The organism is Kribbella yunnanensis, assembly GCF_039529655.1.
GTDB lineage: Bacteria > Actinomycetota > Actinomycetes > Propionibacteriales > Kribbellaceae > Kribbella > Kribbella yunnanensis.
Map to the genome: position 1 here is coordinate 209,163 of NZ_BAAANF010000009.1, position 23,473 is coordinate 232,635.

The 23,473-nt window shown below is 67.5% G+C and carries 23 protein-coding genes; 13 read left to right on the plus strand and 10 right to left on the minus strand.

What is annotated here, in order from left to right:
- Positions 1-9: 9 nt before the first annotated feature.
- Positions 10-987: an ArsR/SmtB family transcription factor gene (locus tag ABD231_RS14440; protein ID WP_344150619.1), complete on the minus strand. Its 978-nt coding sequence runs from the start codon at positions 985-987 to the stop codon at positions 10-12.
- Positions 988-1,054: 67 nt separating this feature from the next.
- Here ABD231_RS14440 and ABD231_RS14445 point away from each other — a divergent pair, with 67 nt between their 5' ends.
- Complete coding sequence (locus ABD231_RS14445; RefSeq protein WP_344150622.1) at positions 1,055-2,269, plus strand: MFS transporter; 1,215 nt, start codon at positions 1,055-1,057, stop codon at positions 2,267-2,269.
- Here ABD231_RS14445 and ABD231_RS14450 read toward each other — a convergent pair.
- From ABD231_RS14450 to ABD231_RS14460, 3 genes are all read right to left on the minus strand, one after another.
- Positions 2,224-2,679: an RICIN domain-containing protein gene (locus ABD231_RS14450; RefSeq protein ID WP_344150625.1), complete on the minus strand. Its 456-nt coding sequence runs from the start codon at positions 2,677-2,679 to the stop codon at positions 2,224-2,226. The two genes, ABD231_RS14445 and ABD231_RS14450, sit on opposite strands and share 46 nt — an antisense overlap.
- A 68-nt stretch (positions 2,680-2,747) precedes the next feature.
- On the minus strand, positions 2,748-3,737 hold the full coding sequence (locus ABD231_RS14455; RefSeq protein WP_344150628.1) for a LacI family DNA-binding transcriptional regulator: 990 nt from the start codon (positions 3,735-3,737) through the stop codon (positions 2,748-2,750).
- A 13-nt stretch (positions 3,738-3,750) separates the two neighbouring features.
- On the minus strand, positions 3,751-5,475 hold the full coding sequence (locus tag ABD231_RS14460; protein ID WP_344150631.1) for a glycoside hydrolase family 36 protein: 1,725 nt from the start codon (positions 5,473-5,475) through the stop codon (positions 3,751-3,753).
- Between the two features lie 103 nt (positions 5,476-5,578).
- Here ABD231_RS14460 and ABD231_RS14465 point away from each other — a divergent pair, with 103 nt between their 5' ends.
- The 5 genes from ABD231_RS14465 to ABD231_RS14485 all read left to right on the plus strand — a co-directional run bounded on the left by ABD231_RS14465 (position 5,579) and on the right by ABD231_RS14485 (position 10,524).
- Positions 5,579-6,790 (plus strand): hypothetical protein, encoded by a 1,212-nt coding sequence (locus tag ABD231_RS14465; protein ID WP_344150634.1) that lies wholly within the window; start codon positions 5,579-5,581, stop codon positions 6,788-6,790.
- The gene (locus ABD231_RS14470) at positions 6,787-8,028 is read left to right on the plus strand and encodes an extracellular solute-binding protein (protein ID WP_344150637.1); all 1,242 of its coding nucleotides are present in this window, start codon (positions 6,787-6,789) and stop codon (positions 8,026-8,028) included. Before ABD231_RS14465 ends, ABD231_RS14470 begins: the two co-directional genes overlap by 4 nt.
- Entirely contained in the window at positions 8,025-9,065 is a 1,041-nt protein-coding gene (locus ABD231_RS14475) for a carbohydrate ABC transporter permease (protein WP_344150640.1), read from the plus strand. Before ABD231_RS14470 ends, ABD231_RS14475 begins: the two co-directional genes overlap by 4 nt.
- Positions 9,062-9,889: a carbohydrate ABC transporter permease gene (locus ABD231_RS14480; RefSeq protein ID WP_344150643.1), complete on the plus strand. Its 828-nt coding sequence runs from the start codon at positions 9,062-9,064 to the stop codon at positions 9,887-9,889. Before ABD231_RS14475 ends, ABD231_RS14480 begins: the two co-directional genes overlap by 4 nt.
- Before the next feature lie 77 nt (positions 9,890-9,966).
- Positions 9,967-10,524 carry a hypothetical protein gene (locus ABD231_RS14485; protein WP_344150646.1) on the plus strand — a complete coding sequence of 186 codons (558 nt, stop codon included), beginning with the start codon at positions 9,967-9,969 and terminating at the stop codon, positions 10,522-10,524.
- Between the two features lie 43 nt (positions 10,525-10,567).
- Here ABD231_RS14485 and ABD231_RS14490 read toward each other — a convergent pair whose 3' ends face one another.
- From ABD231_RS14490 to ABD231_RS14510, 5 genes are all read right to left on the minus strand, one after another.
- Entirely contained in the window at positions 10,568-11,191 is a 624-nt protein-coding gene (locus tag ABD231_RS14490) for a response regulator (RefSeq protein WP_344150649.1), read from the minus strand.
- A complete protein-coding gene (locus tag ABD231_RS14495; RefSeq protein WP_344150652.1) occupies positions 11,188-12,435 on the minus strand; it encodes a histidine kinase in 1,248 nt (415 codons plus the stop codon). The genes ABD231_RS14490 and ABD231_RS14495 overlap by 4 nt, the downstream gene beginning before the upstream one ends.
- Positions 12,436-12,451: 16 nt before the next feature.
- Entirely contained in the window at positions 12,452-13,204 is a 753-nt protein-coding gene (locus ABD231_RS14500) for an ABC transporter permease (RefSeq protein WP_344150655.1), read from the minus strand.
- Positions 13,201-14,106 (minus strand): ABC transporter ATP-binding protein, encoded by a 906-nt coding sequence (locus ABD231_RS14505; RefSeq protein WP_344150658.1) that lies wholly within the window; start codon positions 14,104-14,106, stop codon positions 13,201-13,203. The genes ABD231_RS14500 and ABD231_RS14505 overlap by 4 nt, the downstream gene beginning before the upstream one ends.
- 460 nt (positions 14,107-14,566) lie before the next feature.
- Positions 14,567-15,538, minus strand: a complete 972-nt coding sequence (locus ABD231_RS14510) for a saccharopine dehydrogenase (protein WP_344150661.1) — start codon at positions 15,536-15,538, stop codon at positions 14,567-14,569.
- A 70-nt stretch (positions 15,539-15,608) separates the two neighbouring features.
- On the opposite strand from ABD231_RS14510, the gene ABD231_RS14515 reads away from it, so the two are divergent.
- Positions 15,609-16,160, plus strand: a complete 552-nt coding sequence (locus tag ABD231_RS14515) for a TetR/AcrR family transcriptional regulator (protein WP_344150664.1) — start codon at positions 15,609-15,611, stop codon at positions 16,158-16,160.
- Position 16,161: 1 nt separating this feature from the next.
- Here the strand turns inward: ABD231_RS14515 and ABD231_RS14520 are convergent, their stop codons facing one another.
- The gene (locus tag ABD231_RS14520; RefSeq protein ID WP_344150668.1) at positions 16,162-17,949 is read right to left on the minus strand and encodes an AMP-dependent synthetase/ligase; all 1,788 of its coding nucleotides are present in this window, start codon (positions 17,947-17,949) and stop codon (positions 16,162-16,164) included.
- Between the two features lie 118 nt (positions 17,950-18,067).
- Between ABD231_RS14520 and ABD231_RS14525 the strand changes: the two genes are divergently transcribed.
- From ABD231_RS14525 to ABD231_RS14550, 6 genes are read left to right on the plus strand one after another with little or no spacing between them, the layout of a single operon-like run.
- Entirely contained in the window at positions 18,068-18,961 is an 894-nt protein-coding gene (locus ABD231_RS14525) for an SRPBCC family protein (protein WP_344150671.1), read from the plus strand.
- 6 nt (positions 18,962-18,967) lie between these two features.
- The gene (locus tag ABD231_RS14530; RefSeq protein ID WP_344150674.1) at positions 18,968-20,257 is read left to right on the plus strand and encodes an ArsA family ATPase; all 1,290 of its coding nucleotides are present in this window, start codon (positions 18,968-18,970) and stop codon (positions 20,255-20,257) included.
- A complete protein-coding gene (locus ABD231_RS14535; RefSeq protein ID WP_344150677.1) occupies positions 20,254-20,634 on the plus strand; it encodes a hypothetical protein in 381 nt (126 codons plus the stop codon). The genes ABD231_RS14530 and ABD231_RS14535 overlap by 4 nt, the downstream gene beginning before the upstream one ends.
- A complete protein-coding gene (locus tag ABD231_RS14540) occupies positions 20,625-21,584 on the plus strand; it encodes an ROK family glucokinase (protein ID WP_344150680.1) in 960 nt (319 codons plus the stop codon). Before ABD231_RS14535 ends, ABD231_RS14540 begins: the two co-directional genes overlap by 10 nt.
- Positions 21,585-21,639: 55 nt before the next feature.
- Positions 21,640-22,773 (plus strand): ROK family glucokinase, encoded by a 1,134-nt coding sequence (locus ABD231_RS14545; protein WP_344150683.1) that lies wholly within the window; start codon positions 21,640-21,642, stop codon positions 22,771-22,773.
- On the plus strand, positions 22,770-23,465 hold the full coding sequence (locus ABD231_RS14550) for an endonuclease/exonuclease/phosphatase family protein (RefSeq protein WP_344150686.1): 696 nt from the start codon (positions 22,770-22,772) through the stop codon (positions 23,463-23,465). The genes ABD231_RS14545 and ABD231_RS14550 overlap by 4 nt, the downstream gene beginning before the upstream one ends.
- Positions 23,466-23,473: the final 8 nt, after the last annotated feature.

Consider the following 23,473-nt stretch of genomic DNA (forward strand, 5'->3'; position numbering starts at 1 on the left):
ATGGCCGTGTCACTGTACAGATGCGTCGATGACCGCCTGACCCACTTCGGTACGCCGGTAGTGCACCTGATGACCGGTACGGCGGCGTGTCGCGAGCCCGGCGTCGTGGAGCGCGGCCAGGTGTTCGGCAACCGTTGCCAGCGCCAACCGGTACTCCGCAGCGAGTGCACTGGTCGTGGCCGGTGGGTCGAGCGCGACCAGCAGCGTGGCGCGAGTTCGACCGAGCAACCGGGCGAGTGGATCCGGGGGAGCTGGCGCGTCGGACCAGAGCCGGGCCGCACCGCGGGCCGGATAGATCAGCGATGGTTGGTAGTTCGGGTCGACGATCATCACGAGATACGGCCAGGCGAAGACTCCAGGGACCAGCAATAGGCCCTGGCCGGTGAGCCTGGCGTCGGGTTCGCGATAGCGGTCCGCGATCAGGCGATCATCCGCCCAGCTCAGCGTCGGGTGCAGATCGTCGAAGAGCGCGGCCAGTCCACCGTCGGTGAGCTGGCTGCCGCGATAGGCGATGTCGTCCTCGAGGAACCGGCTGATCTTCGGCCAGTCAGGCTTGATCAGCGCGTGCCACGCACTCTCGATCTCATCGGCCAGCCGATCGCGAGCGCGAGCCGGATTGGTCAGCATCCGGTCGATCTCAGGGGCTCCGGGGTTGTTGAGTTCGTCGCGCGAGCGGATCAGCTCCCGCCGGACCCGGTCGATCGGCGTACTGCGGATCCTTGCCAGCTCAGTGCTGATCTTCGCCCGGGACGCCTTGGGTGGCGGGGTCAGGAAGTCCGGCGAGAAACCGACGCGTGGTTGAACAGCGCGCAGTCCGCTGAGGTCCAGGCCTGCGGCGGCTTCGGCCTTGGCGGATACCCAGGGCGCGTACATCGGCCGGTGCCGGATCCCGTTCAGGACCCGTACGGCGGACACGGTCTCCCACAGCGGCGACGCTCCGAACCGGCAGCGCAACGCGTCGCTCTGGGTGAAATGCAGGACGGTCATCCGGCCGAACTTTCGGGCACAACCAAAAGTCTAGGTTGCAGAGGTGCAGGTCGGACAGTCTTCGGCTGTGAGGTCCTATCGAACTGTCCTGAGTCTTCCCGGTCTGCGCAATGTGTTCGTTGCCCATGCCATCTCGATGCTCGGCACGATTGCGGCCCAAGTGGCGTTGTCGATCCTGATCTTCGAACGCACCGGTTCACCGTTGCTCTCGGCCCTCGTCCTGGCCTGCTCGTTCCTCCCGTACGCCATCGGCGGCATCCTGCTGTCATCGATCGCCGACCGCTTCCCGGCGCGCCGCGTTCTGGTGGTCTGCGACGTGTTGAGTGCGCTATGTATTGCGCTGATGTTGATCCCGGGGTTGCCGGTCGGCTCGCTGCTGGGATTGCTGCTGGCAACCGGCGTGATCGCGCCGATCTTCGCCGGTGCCCGCTCGGCGAGTCTGGCGTACCTGCTGCCGGTCGACCTGTTCCCGATCGGCCGTTCGTTGCTGCGGGCAATCAGTCAGGTGGCGGTGCTGACCGGGTTCGCGCTCGGTGCGGCCGCGGTGGCGGCGGTCGGCGCGCCCTGGATGCTCGCGGTCGACGTCGTGACGTTCCTCGTGTCCGCCTTGCTGATCGGACTCGGTACGCCGTACTCACCCGCAGGCGAGCGGAGTCGCAGTACTGTGCGCGACTCGTGGTCGGGTCTGCGGCACGTCTTCGCTCACCCGCGGTTGCGACCGCTCATCCTGCTGACCTGGGTGGCACCGGCATTCTCCGCGGTTCCTGATGGGCTGGCGGTCGCCTATTCGGCCCAGACTGGCGCTGCACCGGCTGCTGCCGGGGCACTCTTCACTGGGTATGCGGCCGGCACCGTACTCGGCGAGCTCGTCGTCGCAAGGTTCACCCCTTCCTTGCGGCGACGGCTCGTCGTTCCACTACTGCTGGCCAGTCAGTTGCCCGCAATCGCCTTTCTGGCCAAACCGTCCGTGCCGGTTGCGGCCGTGCTGCTCGCGGTCGCTGGTGCTGGGTATGCGTTCAACCAGGCGGTTGATCCGATGATCCTCGAGGCGGCCGATCCGGCGTACCGGGGTCGGCTCTTCACCGTGCAGACGAGCGGGCTGATGGCGATTCAGGGCGTGAGCATCGCGCTGGCCGGTGTGGTCGGGAGCTTCGTCGCCCCCAACCTCACCATCGCCGCCGCCGGCGTGTGCGGAACCGTCGTCACGCTGATGATCGCGCGCCGCGCCCTAGCCGCTCAGTACCAGCGCTGGTACGCACTGCCGTTGCGGGGGAGGGTGTAGACGTCGCCGGCCGCGTTGCTGTCGAGGTACCGACCGCTGGCGCCGTGCCTGATGGACGTGTCGGGCTGGCGGGCCCACCACTGATAGGTGTTGTTGATGTTGCACGAGTTGCTGTACACGGCGCCGCTCGTGTTGGCGTCGAGACAGCGTCCCGACGCGACGTTCCTGAGCATCCCGAACTCGGGCTGCGCCGAGCGCACCCATTCCCACTTCTGTTCGTTGAATCCCTGGCAGACCGTCGTTTGGACTTCCAGGACGTCGGTGTACGCCGTGAGGCAGAGGTTGGTGGCTTCGCTCCGGACATAGACCGCCGCGGTCACCGAGGCTGGAGCTGCGGACGCGGCCGGGGCGATCAACGTGCCCAATGCCGCCAACATGATTGCGCTGAGACCTGCTGCTCGAATCTGCATTCGAGTAACTGTAGGCAGCGGGGAAGCGCTTTCAACGTTTTTGACCAGGCTGGAAACCTACGCAGAAATCAGGCGCTGGAGCGGATGATCAGGGGAGCGGTGACCAGGCTGCCGGGTTGATCCGGTGCCCCGGTGATCTCCAGGAGGGCGCGGTCGAAGAGGCAGGAGGCGATGTCGCGTAGCGGGATGCGGGCGGTGGTCAGGGGAGTGTCGAGCATGCTGGCGAACGGGAAGTCGTTGAAGCCGGTGACCGCGACGTCCTCGCCGACCTGTAGGCCACGGCGTTGCAGGGCGCGCATCGCGACCACCGCGAACGCGTCGTTGTCAGCGACGAGAACATCCGGGGGAGCGCTCTCTGACACGTAGCCGGCGACCTCTTCCAGCGTCCGGAAGGAGCGAACCTCAGTGCGCGGGAACTCGCGGACGAAGCCCTGTTCACGCTGGTGGATCCAGGGCAGCGAGCCGTCGGTACGCAGGTAGAGAGCGCTCTCTCTGCCGCTCTCCCGGAGGTGCCGGGCGATGCCGGCCATCGAGGTCTCGTTGTCCACGTCGACCCAGCACTGCCGGTGCTGCGGTCCCGTGCGGCCGAAGGCGACGAACGGGAACCGCCGCTGGCTGAGGAACTCGATCCGCTCGTCGTGCGGCATCGTCTCCAGTACGACGATCGCGTCGACCTGGCGAGCGGCGATCAGTTTCTCGTAGAGCGCTATCTCGGTTGCTCCCGCGGTCGGCGTGGTCACGTGCACGCCGTACCCGGAGACCGCCGCGGCCCGGACCAGGCCGTCGAGTAGACCGTGCAGGAAGCCGCCGAGACCGGGGTTCTCCTCGCTGACCTCGTCGTACAGCGGGAGGCCGATCACCTGGCTGCGTCCCGACGACAGCGCCCGAGCGGCGTGGTTCGGGGTGTAGCCGAGCTCGTCGATCGCCGCCTGCACCGTCTGGACCGTCGAGTCGCTGACCCGGTGCGGTGCGTTCAGGACGTTCGACACCGTCATCGCGGACACCCCGGCAAGCCGGGCGACATCCGCAACCGTCGTACGGCGTGGTCGTGACACCATCCAGCCCCCTCCCTCACTGATTGATGCAGAGCCGGTCGATGCGGGCAACCCCGGCCGTCGGTACGTCGACCACCCACAGTCCGGCAGGCGGAGTCGTCGTACGGCGGTAGACCTCTGCGCCCGAACAGTCCGACACTACGAGGTCAATCGGTCCGGGACCTGCACCTTCGACCAGGAGTCGCGGTTCGCCACCACCATTCACCAGGACGACTGAGCGATCCGACGAAGCGAGCTGCACCACCGGGTTGGTGAACGCAGCCACCACAGTCGTCGCTCCGACAGCCCGGACCTGCGCATAGCGCGCGTCCGACCGCGACGGCAGCAGGACACCGTTCTGCAGTACCTCGAAGTGCTCGCGCATGAACGCTAGCCAGTACCGAACGACAGCGTCATGCGATGCCGGCAAGGATTCGAGCTCCATCGAAACCTGCACGGTGCTGAACAGCGCACCGATGAACTGCTGCGCCACCGTCTCCGGCGTGGCTGACGGATGCCACATCAGCATGTCCGAGTGCACTGCGCGATCCCCGGCGAGCAATCTGCTGTCGATAGTGCGGACTCGGTTCTCCACCGGGTCCATCGCGCAGTCGCCGGCGCGCAGGAACGTGCCGAACTGCCAGAGCCGCGGGTTCACGTAGTCCTGCCGGAACTCGATCAGCACCTCATCGCCCAGCGCGTCCCGCACCGCCTGCAGCAACAGTTCGACACCCTCGTCGATCGACGTGCAGTCGGCCTCGGGTGCATCCGGGACCGGACCGTCCCACGCCCACGAGTCGATGAAGTCGATCTTGAGTCCGTCCACACCCCAGTCGCGCACCGGCCGGACGCAGCACTCGACCAGGTGCTCGCGCACCTCGGGGTAGCGCGGGTCCAGCACCGCCACGACCTCGCCGTCGGCGAATCCGAGCACGCGGTCCTTCAGCTGCTCCCACGCCTTCGAGTGCACCCCGATCAGCGGCGGCGCGATCCACAGCACGTAACGCAGTCCGAGCTCGTGCACCCGGCGTACATGCTCGGTCATGTCGGGGAACTTGCCGCTGGTCGGCTCCCAGTCACCGCAGTACGCATACCCGCGCGCAGTGCTGTCGGTCTGCCAGCCGTCGTCGACGATGATCGCCGCACACCCGTACGCCGCGCTGGCGCGAGCGTGGTGCTCGACGGCTGCGGCCGACACGTGCTGATGGTCGCTGTACCAGGTGGAGTACATGGGCTGCCGCGCGATCTCCGGTACGGCGGCAATCCGGTCGCCGAGGTCGTTTGTCCACTCGGCGGTGACGCCGCGCAGCGCTTCGGCGAAGTGCACGTCGCGCAGATCGATCCGCAGCACGAAGCTGGTTGATTCGATGTCGTCGGCAACCAACTCGATCAGCTGCTCGGCGGTCTCCTCGTTCACCCCGATCGCGAACTCGCAGCCGCGGACGTGCGCGGACAGCGACACGGTCAGCAGACTGCGGTCCTGGTCGTCGACCAGGCTGCCGACCGGCGCGGACCGGACCGAGCGGATCCGGCGCCGCGATCCCCAGTCGGTCGGGAGCTCCCGGCGCGCACCTTGCGAGGCCCGCCAGAACGTCACCGCCGCCCCGGTCGGCCACGTCCATTGCAGAGTCACCGGCCCGTCCGCGACCACCTCGAAACGCAGTACGCCGGGCACCTCGGCCGGCAGCGCGGTCACCGATCGCGCGCCGGTCGCCGTACCGGTCCGTCGGACGGACCCCGCCAGGATCTCGAATGTCGTCACGGCGGCGACTATAGCGGTAAAACCGGCTGGGCTGAAGTATTGACGGAATTGGTCTACCTGCTTACTTTAGCTAGGAATTTTACCGCTAATATGAGGAGCGCAAGTGCTCACTGTGAGCTCCGACTCCAGCTATGTCGAGGACGCCTTCGCCTGGGCGTCGCGACGCGCCCTGGACTGGGTCCAGACCGACGCGGCCCCGGGCAACCTCCCGTCGTACTGGGCCGGCTATCCGTCCCGGGAGCTGTTCTACTCGCGCGACATCTGCCACCAGGCCGCCGGTGCGCACCTGCTCGGTCTGGACGCGGAGAACTTCGCCATGTTCCGGCACTTCGCCCGGTCGGCGACGTCAGCCCGGAAATGGTTCCCGATCTGGGCGTTCCACTTCGACGGCCGGATCGCGGCCCTCGACTATCACGACGACGAGCACTTCGTCCGGGAGATCCCCGCGGTGTTCGACCTTTGCTACCGGGCGCTGGAACAGTACGACTGGACCGGCGACCGCCGATGGCTCGACGACCCCGACCTCGCGGCCTACTACGAGACGAGCGTCGGCGAATTCGTCACGGCTCACGATGCCGATGGTGACGGCATCCCCGAGGCCGGCGGTACCGCCGACATCTTCCTCGGCACCGCGACCTACAACGAGCGCGAAGCGCCTCTGCTGATCGCGGGCGACGGGCTTGCGACGCACTACGCCGTACTGCGGAAGCTCGGCCGGGACGCGGAGGCGGATCGGATCCAGGCGACGTACCAGACCTGGTGGAACGGCGAGCACTATGCGCGCGGGGTCACCAAGGACGGCCTGGACTTCGACTGGGGGCTGGAGTCGCACACGCTGGCGCCGATGTTCGGGCTCGGCGGGAACGAGCAATCGCTCGACTGGCTCGAGTCCAAGATGAACTCGGATCCGCCGAAGAATATCGAATCGTTGAGCTACTACCCGGAACTGCTGTTCAAGTACGGGCGCGACGAGTCCGCCTGGCGCTGGACCAAACATCTGATCGACAGCCGGGACGACTATCCGGAGATCTCGTTCACCGTCGTCGAACATCTGGTCGCGGGTTTGCTCGGACTGCGTCCCAGCAAAGGCGCGGCCTTGAGTATCGAGTCCCATCTGCCTGCCGAGATCGGCCGGCTCACCGCTGACCACGTGCGGATCGGTGACTGGGATCTGCGCATCACCCAGGAAGCCCGGCACGCCACCGAAGTCACCGTGCACAGCGGACCTGGCGCGCTGCCGGTGACTGTCGGCGCCGAAACACATCCCCTCGAACCGGGCCGGACGGCCCGCTTCACCCTTAAGGACCCCGCATGAAGCTTCGTTTGATCCCAGCCGCCGCCGCGCTCCTGCTCGCGGCCGGTTGCGCCACGACCAGCCAGCCCGCGAGCAACACGTCCAAGGACTCCGCCGACATCACGTTCTCGTTCTGGGGGACGAACTCCGAGGCCGCCTCGCTGAAGGCGATCGCGGCCGCGTTCGAGCAGGCCAACCCCGGGACCAAGGTGACGACCAACTGGATCCAGGCCGACTACGAGCAGAAGATCCAGACCTCGATCGCGGGCGGTACCCAGTCGACCGTGATGGAGATCAGCAACAGCAGTCTGGCGGGGTTCGTGCCCAGCTTCGCCGAGCAGCAGGTTGATCCGGCCCAGTATGTGCAGCCGAACATCTCGTCGGCGCTGCAGTTCGAGGGTAAGTACTACGCGATGCCGTTCGCTGCCAAGCCCAAGGTGATGGCGATCAACGTGGACTCCTTCAAGGCCGCCGGAGTCCCGTTGCCGAGTGCAACGACCCCGCTGACGCTCGACGAGTTCAAGGCGCTCGCCGCGAAGCTGTCCCACGGTGACGGCAAGGCGCGCGTGTTCGGCTCGAGCAACCTCTGGTACCGCGGCTGGCTCACCGCCGCCGGGGGTGGCTACTACAACGCTGACGTGACCGCGTGCACCTTCGGCGACGAGACCGGTGTGAAGACCGCGCAGTACGTCGTCGATCTGCAGAAGGAGCGGTTGGCTCCGACGTCGACCGACGTACAGGGTCAGGATCAGGCGCAGTGGTTCGCGGCCGGCCGGCTGGCGATGTTCAGCGACTTCGGGCCGTGGACGGTCGCCGACTTCGCGAAGATCGCCAAGCCGAACTGGACGCTGGTCCCGGTCCCCGGCAAGGGATTCCCGATGGAGGTCGACGGGCTCGCGATCAGCAAGAAGGCGACCGGTAAGCAACTCGAGACGGCGAAGAAGTTCGTCGAGTTCGCCGGGACCGCACAGGCCGCGCAGGATCTGCTCATCCAGGGGAACACGGCCCTCGGCGTACCGGTGATCGCCGCGTCGACCGCGACGCTGGAGAAGGTCCTCCCGGCCGACCGGAACCTGGCCGCGTTCACGACCGCGCTGAAGACAGGCCTGGTCGGACCCTCGGTCGCCAGGGAGGCGCAGATCTCCGGTGACGCCGAGAAGGGGATGAACAGCTACACGCCGCTGGGCACCGGCAAGGACGATGTCGCCAAGGTGCTGCCCGACCTCGCCACCAAGTGCACGGCGGCGCTGCAGAAGTGAACCCGACAATCGGCTGGATCCGGGACCTAGCAGCGTCGTGGGGTGTGCCTGCGGTCCTCGTCCCGCTGGTCCCGTTCCTGCTCCTGCTGATCGCTCTGTACGCCGTCCTCGGGCTGGCGGCGTACGGGGCGCGGCGACGGTGGCCGCGGGCCGACAAGACGATCGCGTTCTGGATGTTCATCTCGCCCTGGCTGATCGGGTTCGCGATCTTCACGGTCGGGCCGATGGTGTCGTCGATCTACGTCAGCCTGACCTCGTGGGATCTGATCACGCCACCGCAATTCGTCGGATTCGCCAACTACACCGAGGCGTTCCAGGACCCGCGGGTCGGGCAGGCGCTGAAGGTGACACTTCTGTACGGCGTGATCAGCGTGCCGCTGCAGACCGCGCTCGCCTTCGTGGTCGCGCTGCTGCTGAACACCGAACTGCCCGGGATGCGGTTCTTCCGGACCGTCTGGTACCTGCCGAGCCTGGTGTCCGGCGTGGCCCAGATGGTCTTGTTCCTCTGGGTGTTCAACCCGCAGTACGGGCTGGCGAACGACGTACTGGGCAAGGTCGGGATCGAGGGACCGGGCTGGTTCAACGACGCGTCGTGGGCGCTGCCGACGGTGATCCTGATGAGCCTGTGGACGGTCGGCGGCGCGATGGTGATCTACCTGGCCGGCCTCAAGGACGTCCCGACGAACCTGTACGAGGCGGCCGCGATCGACGGCGCGGGGCCGCTGCGGATGTTCTGGCATGTGACCATGCCGCAGATGTCGCCGATCATCCTGTTCAACGCCCTCACCGGGATCATCGGCTCGCTGCAGATCTTCACCCAGGGCTTCGTCGCGAACGGCGGCCCGAAGGACTCGCTGCTGTTCTTCGTCTACTACCTCTACGACAACGCGTTCCAGAACTTCCGGATGGGCTACGCGTCCGCGCTGGCCTGGATCCTGTTCGTCGTCATCCTGGCGCTGACCACGGTGACGCTGCGGGGGAGTGCCTTCGCCGTCTATTACGAGACCGAGCTGACTACGCGTCGGAGGAAACGATGAAGCGCCGGGGCCTGCTCTCCACAGTTTGCCTGTACGTCGTACTGGTCGTCGGCTCGGTGGTGTTCGTGTACCCGTTCCTGTGGATGATCGCCACCTCACTGCGGTCCCTGGCCGGCGTGGGCAGTTCCGGGGCGAGCGTCGTACCGCAGGAGTTCCTGTGGGACAACTATCGGCGCGCTGTGACGTCGTTCCCGTTCTGGCGGTACACGCTGAACTCGGTGCTGACCACGTTGATCCCGATCGTCGGGACGGTGTTCTCCTGCACGCTGGCCGGGTTCGCGTTCGCGCGGTTGCGGGTGCGGTTCTCGGGGATCGTGTTCGGGATCGTGCTGGCGACGATGCTGCTGCCGGGGGAGGTGACGATGGTTCCGCAGTTCATGCTCTTCAACAACCTCGGGATGATAGACACCCTCTATCCGCTGATCCTGCCGGCGTTCTTCGGGTCGCCGTTCTTCATCTTCCTGTTCCGGCAGTTCTTCGCGCGGATGCCGTCCGAGCTGGCCGATGCGGCGGTGGTGGACGGGTGCGGCTGGTTCCGGACGTTCTGGCTGGTCTACCTGCCGCTGGCCAGGCCGGCCGTGGTCGCGGTCTCGATCCTGCTGTTCATGGGGTACTGGAACAACTTCCTCGGACCGGCGATCTACATCAACTCCGACCAGTGGAAAACGTTGCCGCTGGCCCTGGCCGGGTTCCAATCGGTGAACGGCACGGACACCCCGTTGCTGATGGCAACCTCGCTGCTGATCACACTGCCCTGCCTGGTGCTGTTCTTCGCGGCCCAGAAGCACATCACGCAAGGGATTACCTTCACCGGCGGAAAGTAATTGTTCGGTAACGTGGAGCCACCTTCTGCCTCCGCCCTCCTGTGAGGCAACCGCCCCCACCACAGAAGGAGAAATCAATGGCGCGCAAGCTGTTGATGCTGTCCGGCCTGGCCAGTGTGGTCCTCGCCGTCGTCACGTATGCCGCTCCGGTCAGTCTGGCCGGAGCGTCTGTGTCCCCCGCCCAGGAAACAACAACCGCCCAAAGCGCTTCGGCGCCGCACGGCACCTCCGTGGTCCCGATGCCCGCAGACCTTAAGGGCAAGGCGAAAGTACTGGCTCCGCCGCCCGGCGGCTGGTCGGTGCCGAGCCAGCGCAACTACACCATCACCGCCTCCTGTCAGTCGCACGCAGCTGCCATCCGGCAGGGTGCAGCAGCCTGGCAGGGTCTTCGGGAAGGTGGCGGTACTCCGATCGAGTGCCGCAACGGCTACATCACCGACTGCGGTGGTGGCAGCAATGTTGTCGGCTGCAACTGGGGAGCCGGGCAACGAATCGCCTTGTACATGGGCGGTGTGAACGACGATGCGCTGCTGGTAGCGCACGAGTTCGGCCACAACTGGTACGGCCACTCGACCGTCCGGTGCGCCGCCTGGGACAGCCCCACCACGGTGATGTCACCGACCATCTGTAACTAGCTGGTTGGTGGTCCGGTCCGCACCTGCCGGCGGACCGGGTCCACTAGGAACCCAGAATCCCTTGCTGGTAACCCTTTGCAACCGCCGCGGCCCGATCGTTCACGTCCAGCTTGGTGAAGATGTGGCTGAGGTGCGTCTTCACCGTGGCCTCGCTGATGAACAACTCGCGGGCGATTTCCCGGTTCGAGGTGCCCTTCGCAACCAAGGCCAGTACTTCGCGTTCCCGGGCCGCCAACGGGCTCGGGGCCGGCGATTGGACGGCGGAGACCAGCCGGTTGGCGACCGCGGGGGAGAGCACCGCTCGCCCAGCCGCGGCCTCGCGCACGCCGAGGAACAGCTCCTCCGGCGGCGCGTCCTTGAGCAGGTAGCCGGTCGCACCGGCCTCGATCGCGGGCACGGTGTCGGTGTCGGTGTCCCACGTCGTGAGCACCAGCACCTTCGCCCGGGCGCCGCGTCGCTGCAGCTCCGCGATCGCCTCGAGACCACTGCCACCGGGCATCCGCAGATCCATCAGGATCACATCCGGATCGAGCTCGGCCGCGAGTGCGACCGCCTCGACACCGTTGGACGCTTCGGCGAGCACGGTGAAGCCGGGGACCGACTCGAACATGCCGCGCAGCCCGTTGCGCACCACCGGATGGTCGTCGACCAGTAGTAGCGAGATCACGTGGTTCCCCGTTCGTCGACGACCAACGGTACGCGGGCGGAGACCGCCGTACCGGATCCTGGTTCTGCTTCCACCGTGAGTGAGCCGGCGATGCGCTCGGCGCGGGCGCGCATACCGTCCAGACCGAACCCGCCGGTGCCGGTGCGGTTCGGAAGGTCCAGCGGATTGAATCCCGCGCCGTCGTCGCGCACGTCGAGCGTCACCTCGCCGTCCATGAAGCTGAGCGTGACGCCGACTCGGGACGCGTTGGCGTGTTTGCCGACATTGGCGAGTGCCTCCTGAGTGATGCGGAGCAGCGTCGCGGAGATCTCGCCGTGCAGCCGTTGCGCGGACCCGGTGACCGTCAGGACAGTCGGTACGCCGGTGCGCTTCGTCCACTGGTCGACCGTCTTGCGCAGCGCCTCCGGGAGACCGTCGTACGAGAGCCCTTCCGGAGCGAGGTTCTGAACCGAGCGGCGGGCCTCGCCGAGACTGTGCCGGGCCAGGTCGGTCGCCCGGGCGACATGCTCGTCCGCGACCTTCTGATCGGTCGTGGTTGAGACGACCTGCAGCTGGGCGATGATGCCGGTCAGGCCTTGGGCCAGCGTGTCGTGGATCTCCGCGGCCAGCCGACGGCGTTCATCGGCGACACCGGCCTCGCGCGCCTGGATGAGGAGCTGCGCGTGCAGGGCGGCGTTCTCTTCGTGTGCCTGCTGGAGTTCGGCGATGGTGACGGCTCGCGCCCGCGACCGTTCCTCCTCCTGCTCCGACAGCCGCCCGACGAAGGTCAGCAATCCGTTGTTGACCCCGAGCAGGCAGCCGAACACGATCCACCCCATCGCCCCGTCGGTCGGGATACCGCCGATCTGCGCGAACGAGATCGGCACCGAACACGCGAACAGCGCGAGCCGGCGCCGGCGACGTCCGGGGACGAGGGCGTGCGCATCGAAGTACCCCGCGGCCATGAAGAACGCGAAGAAACCGTTCAGCAGCGCGAGAGTGGCACCCAGCATCCAGCGGAGCACGAAGTAGGTAACAGAGACCCAGTCCGGCTCGGAGCGTCGACGGCCCGCCCAGAGCCAGCCCAGCTGGAGGACCACGGCCCCGCCGACCAGCGCGAGGACGAGGCGCTGCTTCCAGAGCTCCGGCGTGATCAGGTCGGAGGTGACGATCGCCAGGATGCCGGACAGCGCGAGCAGCGTGGGCGGCGCCAGCCGGGTGAACAGGGCCCGGCGCCGATCGATGGAGTCGCCCGCTGTCGTCACGACCACAGTCTGCACGCTATTCCCAGCGGAACCAGCGCATCGCGGCCGCCGACAGGACCACGGCCCAGGCAGCCAGTACGCCGAGATGCGACCAGGCAGGCCAGTCGCCGCGCGCCGCCTCGCCGAGCGCCTCGGCCGCGGCACCGAACGGGGTGAGGGTGACGATGCGTGCCATCACGTTCGGCATCGCCTGCACCGGCACCCACACGCCGGCGGTGAACAGCGCCGGGAAGTAGGCCACAGTGCCGATCGCGGAGGCGATCTTGGCAGTCCGCGCCACAGCCGTGATGAGCGCGCCCAGCGATAGCGCCGCCGTCGCAGTGAGAACCAGCGTGAGCGCGTAGCCCAGCGGCTGGCTCGGTAGCTTGACGCCGAACCCGAGCCGGCCGATCGCCAAGCAGAGCACCACCGAGGCCAGGGCTGCACCACCGGCCAGAATCATCTGCGCCGAGAGCAGAGCGGCCGGGCGAACCGGCGTCGTCGACATCCGGCGCAGGATGCCGCGCTCGCGGTAGCCGGTGAGCACGGGCGGCAGCATCTGCAGACTGGTTGTGATCACCGAGACCAGTACCAGGACGGGGACATAGACGTCGATCGTCCGCAGACCGCCGAGACCCGCCTCGGGATTCCGGAACGACGGGATCGAGCCGAGAATCACCAGCAGGATCGACGGAAACGCCAGCCCCCAGAACAGGACCCCGGGTTCACGCCGGAAGAGCCGGGTCTCGGTCCGCAGAACAGCGGCGTACGGCGAAGTGGCGGCGCTCATGAGGTGGCTCCGGTCAGGTTCAGGAAGGCGTCGTCGAGGGTCGCGTCGGTGACGCGGAGCTGATGCGCGGTGATGCGGTGCCGGGCAAGCAGCGAGATGACCGCGTTGACAGTGTCGTCGGTGCCGCTCAACGTGATCCGCCCGTTCTTGTGCTCGACCGACGCGAGCGCGGGTAGCGCAGCCAGCTCCTCGTCATCCACGGGCGCGGACGGCGTGAAGGAGATGACGGTCGAGCCCGCGGACCGTGCGATCAGTCCATGTGGGGTGTCGAGCGCGGTGATCCGCCCTTGGTCGATCAGGGCGATCCGGTCACACAGCCGCTGCGCTTCCTCCATGAAGTGCGTGACCAGCAGAACCGTCACTCCACGCGCCCGCACGTCCTCGACAACCTCCCAGGTGTCCCGGCGAGCCCGCGGGTCGAGCCCGGTCGTCAACTCATCCAGTACGACGATGCGCGGATTGCCGATCAACGCGAGCGCAATGAACAACCGCTGCTTCTGCCCACCACTCAACGTGCCGAACCGCTTCTTCAGCATGCTGGTAAGCCCCAGCCGCTCCGCGAGCGCCCGCCAATCCGCCGGGTCCGGGTAGAAAGCGGCGTACAGCTCAAGTGCCTCCTGCACGGTGAGCTTCGCCTGCAACTCACTCTCCTGCAGCTGAGACCCCAGCACCTTCGTCACCGCGACCCGATCCTGAGCCGGATCCAGCCCAGCAACCCGCACCTGCCCACCGTCCGCAACCCGCAACCCCGAGATGCACTCCACAGTGGTCGTCTTCCCAGCCCCATTAGGCCCGAGAATCCCGAAGATCTCCCCTTCCCCAATGGTGAACGAAACATCGTCCACCACCACCCGCCCGCCATAAGACTTCCGCAGCCCTTGAACTTCCACGACCGATTCCATACCCCGAGTCTCGGTTCCACCCCCGCCCACCACATCCCCCGTTGAGCTCAACCCCCCATCCCCCAATCGGCTGACCCCCACCCCCTCCCTGCCAACACTTCGTCACCCACGCCAACCCCTTCCCCGGCGCCATCTCATGGGTTGACCCACGAGGTTGTGGGTTCTGCACCCGCATGAGGGTGGGGAACCCACAACCTGATGGGTGGACCCATCTCCGGTTCGAGGGCTTGAGGGCTCGGGGTGAGCAACCATCCGCGGACGTTCCCGGCCGAGCCCACGGCGCCGACTCGACCGCTAAGCGGCCGACAAAGCAAGTGGGCGGGCCGCGCGGATGGCTGGGCGGGATGGCGAGGCCGGCTACCGAGGCTCGCGTCGCCTGGGGCCGACGGGCTTGGGCTGGGGTGCGTGATGTGCGCTGGTCGGAAGATTTTCGGGGGTGTGGGCGCCGAAGATGTTCCGGCTAGTGCTGGGTGAGGAGGGCGCCGGTGGATTGGAGGCGGGTTAGGGCATGGGTGGGGTTGATGAGGGACTCGGGGGAGTGGATGCCGGGGGCAACGGGGGTGCCTTGGAGGGTTAGGAGGCGTTCTACGCCTAGGGCGATGCCGGCGGCGGTGACGGGGCGTTGGCCGCCGGGGTGGGTGAAGTTGTGGGTGGTGGTGCGGGAGGCGGTCGACAGGCGGATGCGTACGTCGTGGGACGGGGTGCCTTGGTGGCGGCGGCCGGTGGATTCGCCCATGGCGAAGGCGAAGCGGACGTTGGGGGCGCCGGTGGCGAGGGCGAGACTTGGTACGTCGAGGATGCCGACGTACTGGCCGGGGAGTGTGGTGCCGTCGAGTCCTTCGACCTTGGTTGCGGTGTCGGCGATCCAGCGGAAGGTGCCGTTCTCGCGGATGAGGGCGGCGGGGGATGCGTCGGCTAGGCGTTCCATGTCGGTGGCTGAGGCGGGGCCGCCGGCGTCTTGGTCGTCGAGGATCGCGGTGATCTCGATCGTTTCGACCGGGCCGAATTCGCGGGCTGCTTCGAGCGCGACGAGAGTGATCGCGCCGGCGGCCCAGTGGCTGGCTAGGAGGATCGGGGCGGTGGTGGGGCGCTGGGCGGTTGCGATCACCTCGGGGGCGATGTCGGTCAGGCCGCTGGAGATGCTCAGGTACGGGATCCCGTGGTCCTGGGCGTAGCGCAGACCGTGCAGGTGCTGGTCCCAGACGGTCGCGACGACGGCCGAGTACGACGTCGCCTCCGCCAGACCGAGGTCTTGTCGGGACAGGTCGGTCGTGGTGGCGGTCGCCGTACCGAGGGTGTCGGCGACACCCTGGGCGCGGGCGAGATCGCGGCCGGCGATGGTCAGGGGCAGGTCGGGATACCAGTCGCGGAGCATCGCCGCCGTACTGGAACCTGCTTGTCCTGAGCCGCCGAGCATGAGTACCGGGTGCATCATTCCTCCTAAGCTACATTTTGTAGGCTACAAGTTGTAGCTTAGGATCTGGGGCGACGCAAGGAGGGTCATGGCGGCTCGGATGTCCAAACAGGCAAGGCGCGATCAGCTGCTGGAGGCTGCCCTTGCGGTGGTCCGCGAGCGGGGGACCGACGGGCTCACGCTGGTTACGCTCGCCGAGGCGGCGGAGGTCAGCCGGCCGATCGTGTACGACCATTTCGGGACTCGCTCGGGGTTGTTGCTGGCGCTCTATCGGCTGCTCGACGAGCAGCATCGGGCCGCCGTCACGCAGGCGCTCGAGGGTGCTGCGTCAGCGGCCGACACCGCGGATGTCCTGAGTGCGGCCTACTTCGCTTGCGCGACAGATCTGCCGGAGTTTGCGGCGGTGTCTGCGGCTCTGAAGGGTGATCCAGAGGCCGAGGCCGCCCAGCATGAGCTGTTGGGCGACTACGTGAAGCTGATGGTGGGGGCGCTCAAGCCGCACTCATCGCTCGCACCCAAGGCGCTGCGGTTGCGGTGCCTCGGCCTGCTGGGCGCGGCCGAGGCGTTGACCGTCGAGCTGAACCACGGACGCATCACGGCCGGCGAAGCAGTGACTGCGTTCGCCGGCCTGATGCGTTGAACTACTTGGTGTAGAGCGCCTCGACGTCGGCCTCGTGGTTCGCCATCACGATGTGGCGGCGCAGCGAGAGCTTCAGGGACAGCTCGCCGGACTCCTGGGTCCAGTCGATCGGCAGGATCTGGAACTTGCGGATTGCCTCGGCCTTGGAGACCGTGCCGTTCGCCTCGTCGACCGCCTTCTGGATCTCGGCGATCAGGTCGGCGTCATTGGTCAGCGAGGCGACGTCGGTCGGCTTGTCGTGCGCGGTCGCCCACGGAACGATGTTCTCCGGGTCGATCGTGATCAGCGCGGCGATGAACGGCTTGCCGTCGCCGACGACCATGCATTGGCTGACCAGCGGGTGCAGGCGGATCTGGTCCTCGAGCACGGTCGGGGCGACGTTCTTGCCGCCGGCCGTGACCAGGATCTCCTTCTTGCGCCCGGTGATCTTGATGAAACCGTCGACGTCGAACTCACCCAGGTCGCCGGTGTGAAACCACCCGTCGGAGTCGATCGCGGCCGCCGTACCCTCGTCGTTCTTCCAGTAGCCCGACATCACCTGGCCGCCCTTGAAGAGCAGCTCGCCGTCGTCCGCAACGCCGACCGTCACACCAGGAAGCGGCCGGCCCACGGTGCCGATACGGATGTCGTCCGGCAGGTTCACCGCGACCGCGGCGGTGGTCTCGGTGAGGCCGTAGCCCTCGAGAACCGGTACGCCGATGCCGCGGAAGAAGTGACCGAGTTTGTCGCCGAGCGGCGCGCCGCCGGAGACGGCGTACTGGACCTTGCCGCCCAGGACCGCACGGAGCTTGCTGAAGACGAGGCGGTCGAACAGGGCGTGCTTGGCCTTGAGGCCGAAGGACGCGCCGCCCTTGTCCTGTGCCTGGGAGTAGGCGATCGCGGTCTCCGCGGCGGCGTCGAAGATCTTGCCTTTGCCGCTGGAGTGCGCGTTCTGGCTGGCCGAGTTGTAAACCTTCTCGAACACCCGCGGCACGCTCAGGATGAAGGTGGGCTGGAAGGAACCGAGGTCGGCGACCAGGTTCTTCACGTCCGGGCTGTGCGCGACCTTGACCCGCTTCATCACGCAGCCGACCTGGATGATCCGGGCGAAGACGTGGGCCAGCGGCAGGAACAGCAGCGTGCTCGCGCCGTTGGTGTCGAACAGCTCGTCGAGGATCTTGACCGCCGGGGTCAGCTCGGCGAGGAAGTTCCCGTGGCTGATCTGGCAGCCCTTCGGCCGGCCGGTGGTCCCGGACGTGTAGATCAGCGTGGCCAGGTCGTCAGGCGTTACCGCCGTACGGCGCTTGTCGTACTCGGCGTCGGAGATCTGGCGGCCGAGCTCGGTGAGCTGGTCGACGGCGCCGGCCTCGATCTGCCAGACCTCCTGCAGCGCCGGGGCCTCGGCCCGGGCGGACTCGACGACGGCGCCGTGGGTCGCGTTCTCGACGACGGCCACCACGGCCTCGGAGTCGGTCAGGATCCACTGGACCTGCGACGGCGACGAGGTCTCGTAGATCGGCACGGTGACCGCGCCGATGCTCCAGATCGCGTAGTCGATCAGGGTCCACTCGTAGCGGGTCGGGCTGAGCAGAGCGACCCGCTCGCCGTGCTTCACACCGGCCGCGATCAGGCCCTTGGCAACCCCGATCACCTCGGCAGCGAAGTCGGCCGCGGTGACGTCCTGCCAGGCCTCACCCGACCGGCGGCTGAAGACCGGCAAATCGGGATGCGAGGACGCGTTGGCCCACACCGGGTCGCTCAGGCTGCCGGTGGGCGGCTCAGTCACAGCAGGAACGGCGTACTCACGCATCCACGGTCTCCTCAGTCGGTCACGAATTGTCGACTTTCGCGGCACGCTACAGTCACCTACCCGGAAGTAGCCAGGTTTATGTGACCCAGGGAACTAGGTTCTAGGTAGGTTTTCGGTCATGCCCACGCTCGACATCAGTTGCGACGACTTGGTCGTTGCTGATCCAGCCTACGTCGCCGAGCGGCTCGGCTCCGACACCCTGTGGCACGAATGGTGGCCGGAGCTCACCCTGACGCCGTCCGAGCGGCGCGGTCTGGAGGGGGTCCGCTGGGCTGTCACCGGGGCCGCGATCGGTACGGCGGAGTGGTGGCTGGAGCCGGTTCGGGACGGGGTCGTCGTGCACTGGTACCTGCGGGTCGATCCGGCCCGGCCGGTCCGGGGCCGGGCGCTGACCAGGGTGCGGGAACGGTACGTGACGCAGTACCGGGAGCGGTTGTGGGCGTTCAAGGACGAAGCCGAAGCGGGCCGCGCCGCAGGCGAGCGACGTACCGGGCACCAACCCGCGATAGTCTCTCGCTCTGAGCAACTCCCGCACGATCAGTACCCGTTTGAGCAGGCCCGGCAGCGAAGAGGTGAATCGATGGCGGAACAGACCACCTCGACCATCGTGGTGAACGCGACCCCCAAAGAGATCATGGCGGTGATCGCGGACTTCGCGGCGTACCCGGAGTGGGCCGACTCGATGCGGGAGACCCAGGTGCTGTCCACCGACGAGGCCGGCCGGCCCAAGCAGGTCCGGTTCAAGGTCGACGCCGGCGCGATCTCCGACGAGTACACGCTGGACTATGTCTGGTCCCGCAACGAGGTCACCTGGACGCTGGTCGAGGCCAAGATGGTCAAGGGGATGGACGGCGCGTACGTGTTGCGCGACCTGGGGGCAGAGGGGACCGAAGTGACGTACCGGCTGGCTGTAGACGTGGCGATCCCGATGATCGGCATGCTCAAGCGCAAGGCCGAGAAGGTCATCATCGACACAGCCCTGAAGGGGCTCAAGAAGCGCGTCGAGTCCTGATCAGACGTGACTCGGGTACTGCTGTACACAGGTAAAGGTGGCGTCGGCAAGACGACGTCGGCCGCGGGCACCGCCACGCTCGCCGCGTTGCGCGGGCTGCGCACGCTGGTGCTGTCGACGGACGCCTCGCACTCGTTGTCGGACGCCTTCGACTCCGAGGTCGGCCAGGAGCCGACCGAGATCGACGACCTGCTGTTCGTCCAGCAGATCGACGCACAACGCCGGTTCGAGCGGTCGTGGGGCGACATCCAGGCCTATCTGCGGTCCGTGCTGCACATGGTCGGCGTGGACCCGATCGAGGCCGAGGAGCTGACTGTGCTGCCGGGCGCCGAGGAGGTGCTCGCGCTGCTCGAGGTGCGCGACCACGTCCGGTCCGGCCGCTGGGACGTGATCGTGGTCGACTGCGCGCCGACCGCCGAAACGCTGCGGCTGCTCGCACTGCCCGATGCGCTGAACTGGTACATGGAGCGCATCTTCAACGCCGAGCGCAAGGTGATGCGGACGTTCCGGCCGTTCCTGAGCCGGTCGTCGAGTATCCCGATGCCGGACGACACCGTCTTCGACGCGCTGCGCCGGTTGCAGAGCGACCTGGCGGACATCCGCGCGTTGCTGGCCGGCCCGGACGCTTCGGTGCGGCTGGTGCTGACGCCGGAGGCCGTGGTGGTGGCGGAGGCTCGCCGTTCGCTCACACGCTTGTCCCTGTACGGGTATCGGGTCGACGGCGTGGTGGCCAACCGGGTGTTCCCGGCGGCCGGCGCCGACACCTGGCGACGGCAGTGGGTCGCGGCTCAACGCGGCATCCTGGAAGAGGTGGCCGATTCGTTCCGGCCGTTGCCGATTTGGGAGTCGCCGTACCGGGTTTGTGAGCCGGTGGGTGTTGAGGAGCTGGCCGCTTTCGCTGTCGAGATGTACGGCGGGGATGATCCGTTCGCGCGGGCTACCGAAGAGACTTCGTTGTGGGTGGATCGGCACATCGACACCGACGGCCGGACGTACACGCTGACGATGCCGTTGCCGTTGGCCTCCGCTTCGGAACTCGAGCTGGCGCGTCACGGTGATGAGCTGATCATCACGGTCGGGTCTTACCGGCGGGTGCTGCCGTTGCCGGCGGCGCTTGCCCGGGGTGTGGTGGCCGGGGCGCGGTTGGATGACGGGCGGCTGCAGGTGCGGTTCTCGCCGCGCGAGGTGGCGCGACCGCTGCCGATCGAGACGGCGTCCGAGCTGGCTCAGGGGCTGACGGCTGAGTACAACGCTCAGCAGGAGCCGCGCGAGGCTGCGATTGGGGAGAGCCGGTGAGCCCCAAGGAAACGGTGGGGTCGGTCGCCGAGGAGGCCGCCAAGCTGTTCGCCGTACTGCAGGCTGCTGCTGGTGAGCACACAGCTGAAGAGCCGGCTGATTCGCATGAGCACAAGGCCGGGCCGGACTGTGTTTGGTGCCCGGTGTGCCAGCTGATCAACAAGGTGCGCAACACCAGCCCGGAGACGATCGAGCAGCTTTCGACAGCCGCCGCCCACGTGCTCGGCTCGGTCCGTACGTTGCTGGAGTCGGCGGCCGAGGTCGCCCGGCAGAAGCAGGAGGACGCAGCGTCGCGTTCCTCGAAGTCTGAAGAGGAGCCGGCTCCGCCGAAGGTGGACCGGATCGACGTGAGTGAGGACCCCGAACCATGGGACTGACCATCGGTATCGATGTCGGCGGGACGAAGATCGCCGCCGGTGTCGTGGACGCGGACGGCACGATCGGTGCCCGCACCCATCGCGACACCCCGGCCGACTCGGTCGACGCCACCGCTGCGGCGATCGTCGACGCGGCCGCTGAACTGATCGCCGCCCATGAGGTGGAGGCGGTCGGGATCGGTGCGGCCGGGTTCGTTTCGTCGGACCGGTCGACTGTGCTGTTCGCGCCGAACCTGGCTTGGCGGGACGAGCCGCTCGGGGCGCGGGTCGCTGAGCAGCTGAAGATCCCGGTGGTGGTCGAGAACGACGCCAACGCCGCGGCCTGGGGCGAATTCGCCTTCGGTGCCGCGCGGGACGCCGAGCACATGGTCTGCATCACGGTCGGTACCGGTATCGGCGGTGGCGTGGTGATCGACGGCGAGCTGCTGCGTGGCGCGCATGGTGTCGCCGCCGAGCTCGGCCACATGCGCGTCGTACCGGGTGGTCATCGGTGTGGTTGTGGAGCGCGGGGCTGCTGGGAGCAGTACGCGTCTGGGCGGGCGCTGGTGCGCGAGGGGCGTGCGCAGGCGGAGTCTGGCTCGCTGGCCGCTGCGCAGATGCTGAGCGTGGGCGGGATCACTGATCCGGCTGAGCTGACTGGGCCGATGATCACCGAGGCGGCCGCCGCGGGGGATCCGTGCGCGATGGAGCTGCTGGAGGATCTCGGCCGGTGGCTGGGTGAAGGGCTGGCGAGTATCGCCACGCTGTTCGACCCGACCACGATCGTCATCGGTGGTGGTGTGAGCGCGGCCAAGGAGCTGCTGATGAAGTCGGCCCAGGTCGCCTTCGAGAAGAACCTTCCGGCGAAGGCCAACCGGCCGCACCCGTCGTTCGGGCTCGCTCAGCTGGGCAACGACGCAGGCATGATCGGCGCCGCAGATCTGGCCCGTCGGCCCGTCCCGGTCAAGTGATTCGAGTGCTGCGGGATACTGGATCTACTGAGGGGGACACGACGAGGAGGCTCGTGTGGCTCTGACGCAGGCTTTGACGATCGGCATCGACATCGGTGGCACCAAGGTCGCCGCCGGTGTGGTCGACCCCGAAGGCAACATCCTGGACCGGCTCCGCCGGGACACGCCGACCAAGGATCCGCGCGAGACCGAGGACGCGATCGCCGAGATCGTCCGCGACCTCGAGTCGCGGCATGACGTGATCGCGGTCGGCATCGGAGCCGCCGGATTCGTCGACGGGACCCGGTCGTCGGTGCTGTTCGCACCGCACCTGGCCTGGCGGCACGAGCCGCTGCGGGACGCGGTCGAACGACGCCTCGGCGTACCGGTCGTGGTTGAGAACGACGCGAACGCGGCCGCGTGGTCGGAGTGGCGCTTCGGTGGTGGGCAGGGCGAGAGCCACCTGGTGTGCGTCACGCTGGGCACTGGCATTGGCGGGGCGATTCTGAACGACGGTGCGTTGCAGCGCGGGAAGTTCGGTATCGCGGGGGAGTTCGGGCACATGCAGGTCGTGCCGGGCGGGCATCGCTGCGAGTGCGGCAACCGTGGTTGCTGGGAGCAGTACGCCTCCGGTAACGCGCTGACCCGGGAGGCGCGGGAGCTCGCGCTGTCCGGTTCGCCGGTCGCGCACAACCTGCTGCGGGCTGCCGGTGGGGACCCGCGGAAGATCAACGGGCCGATGGTGACTGAGCTGGCGAAGGACGGCGATCCGGTCGCGGTCGAGCTGCTCGAGGACGTCGGTCGCTGGTTGGGGATTGGGCTGGCCAACCTGGCGGCTGCTTTGGACCCGGGCACGTTCGTGATCGGTGGCGGGGTGTCGGACGCGGGCGAGCTGCTGCTGGCGCCGGCGCGGGAGGCGTTCAAGCGGACGCTGACCGGCCGTGGTTTCCGGCCCGAGGCGCGGATCGTGCGTGCGGTGCTCGGCCCCGAAGCCGGCATGGTCGGTGCTGCGGACCTCGCACGTGAAGAGGCGACCTGGTTGCGCCGGGTCCGCGTCAAGACAACCGCAGTCACGGCGAAGACAGCTGCTGCGCGCGGCCGTTCCACGCGAGTCGAACGAGCCGCCCGCAAGTCGGCCGCCCGCCGTACCGGCCTCCGCGCCGCCTCGGCCGACTCGAAGACCATCGAGCTGGACGACACGGAGGCATGACCTCAAGCCTGCGGGTGTTGTCCTACAACGTGCATCGGTGGGGCGACGACCGGGATGCGTTGGCTCGGGTTGTTAAGGCTTGTGCTCCTGATGTGATGTTGGTGCAGGAGGCTCCTACTTGGTGGGGGACCCGGCGGAAGCGGCGGGCTATGGCGGCCAGTTTTGGGCTGCGGTACGTCGCTGCTTCGGCGCGGAACGCGGTTTTGGTTGCCGAGAGCATCGATCTGGTTCAGGCGTTGCACTGGCGGATCTGGCGGCCGTTCGTCCGTCGGCGGCTGCGGCTGATTGCGACGCAACTGCCTGGCGGTGCGGTCGGTGGGCGGGTGACGTTGGGGTCGGCGGAGTTGGCGTTGGTGGTGTGCCATCTGGGGCTGCACATTCTTGGGCGGCAGCACGAGTTGGAGCAGGTACTGCGTGGGTGCCGCTCGTTCGGTACGCCGTACCTCCTGGTCGGTGATCTCAACGAGACGCCGGACGGTCCGGTCTGGAAGCGGTTGGCCGACGAAGGGCTGGTCGACCTCGGGGTGGACGCCGGGCCGACGTTCAGTTCGAGTGATCCGCACAAGCGGATCGACGGGGCGCATGTCTCGCCGGAGCTTTCCGGGCGGATTCTGCCGATCCCGCCGGAGGTCGCTGGCGACCTTCCGAAAGCATCCGACCACCTTCCCCTCTTGATTGAACTCCACCTCTGAGACATAGG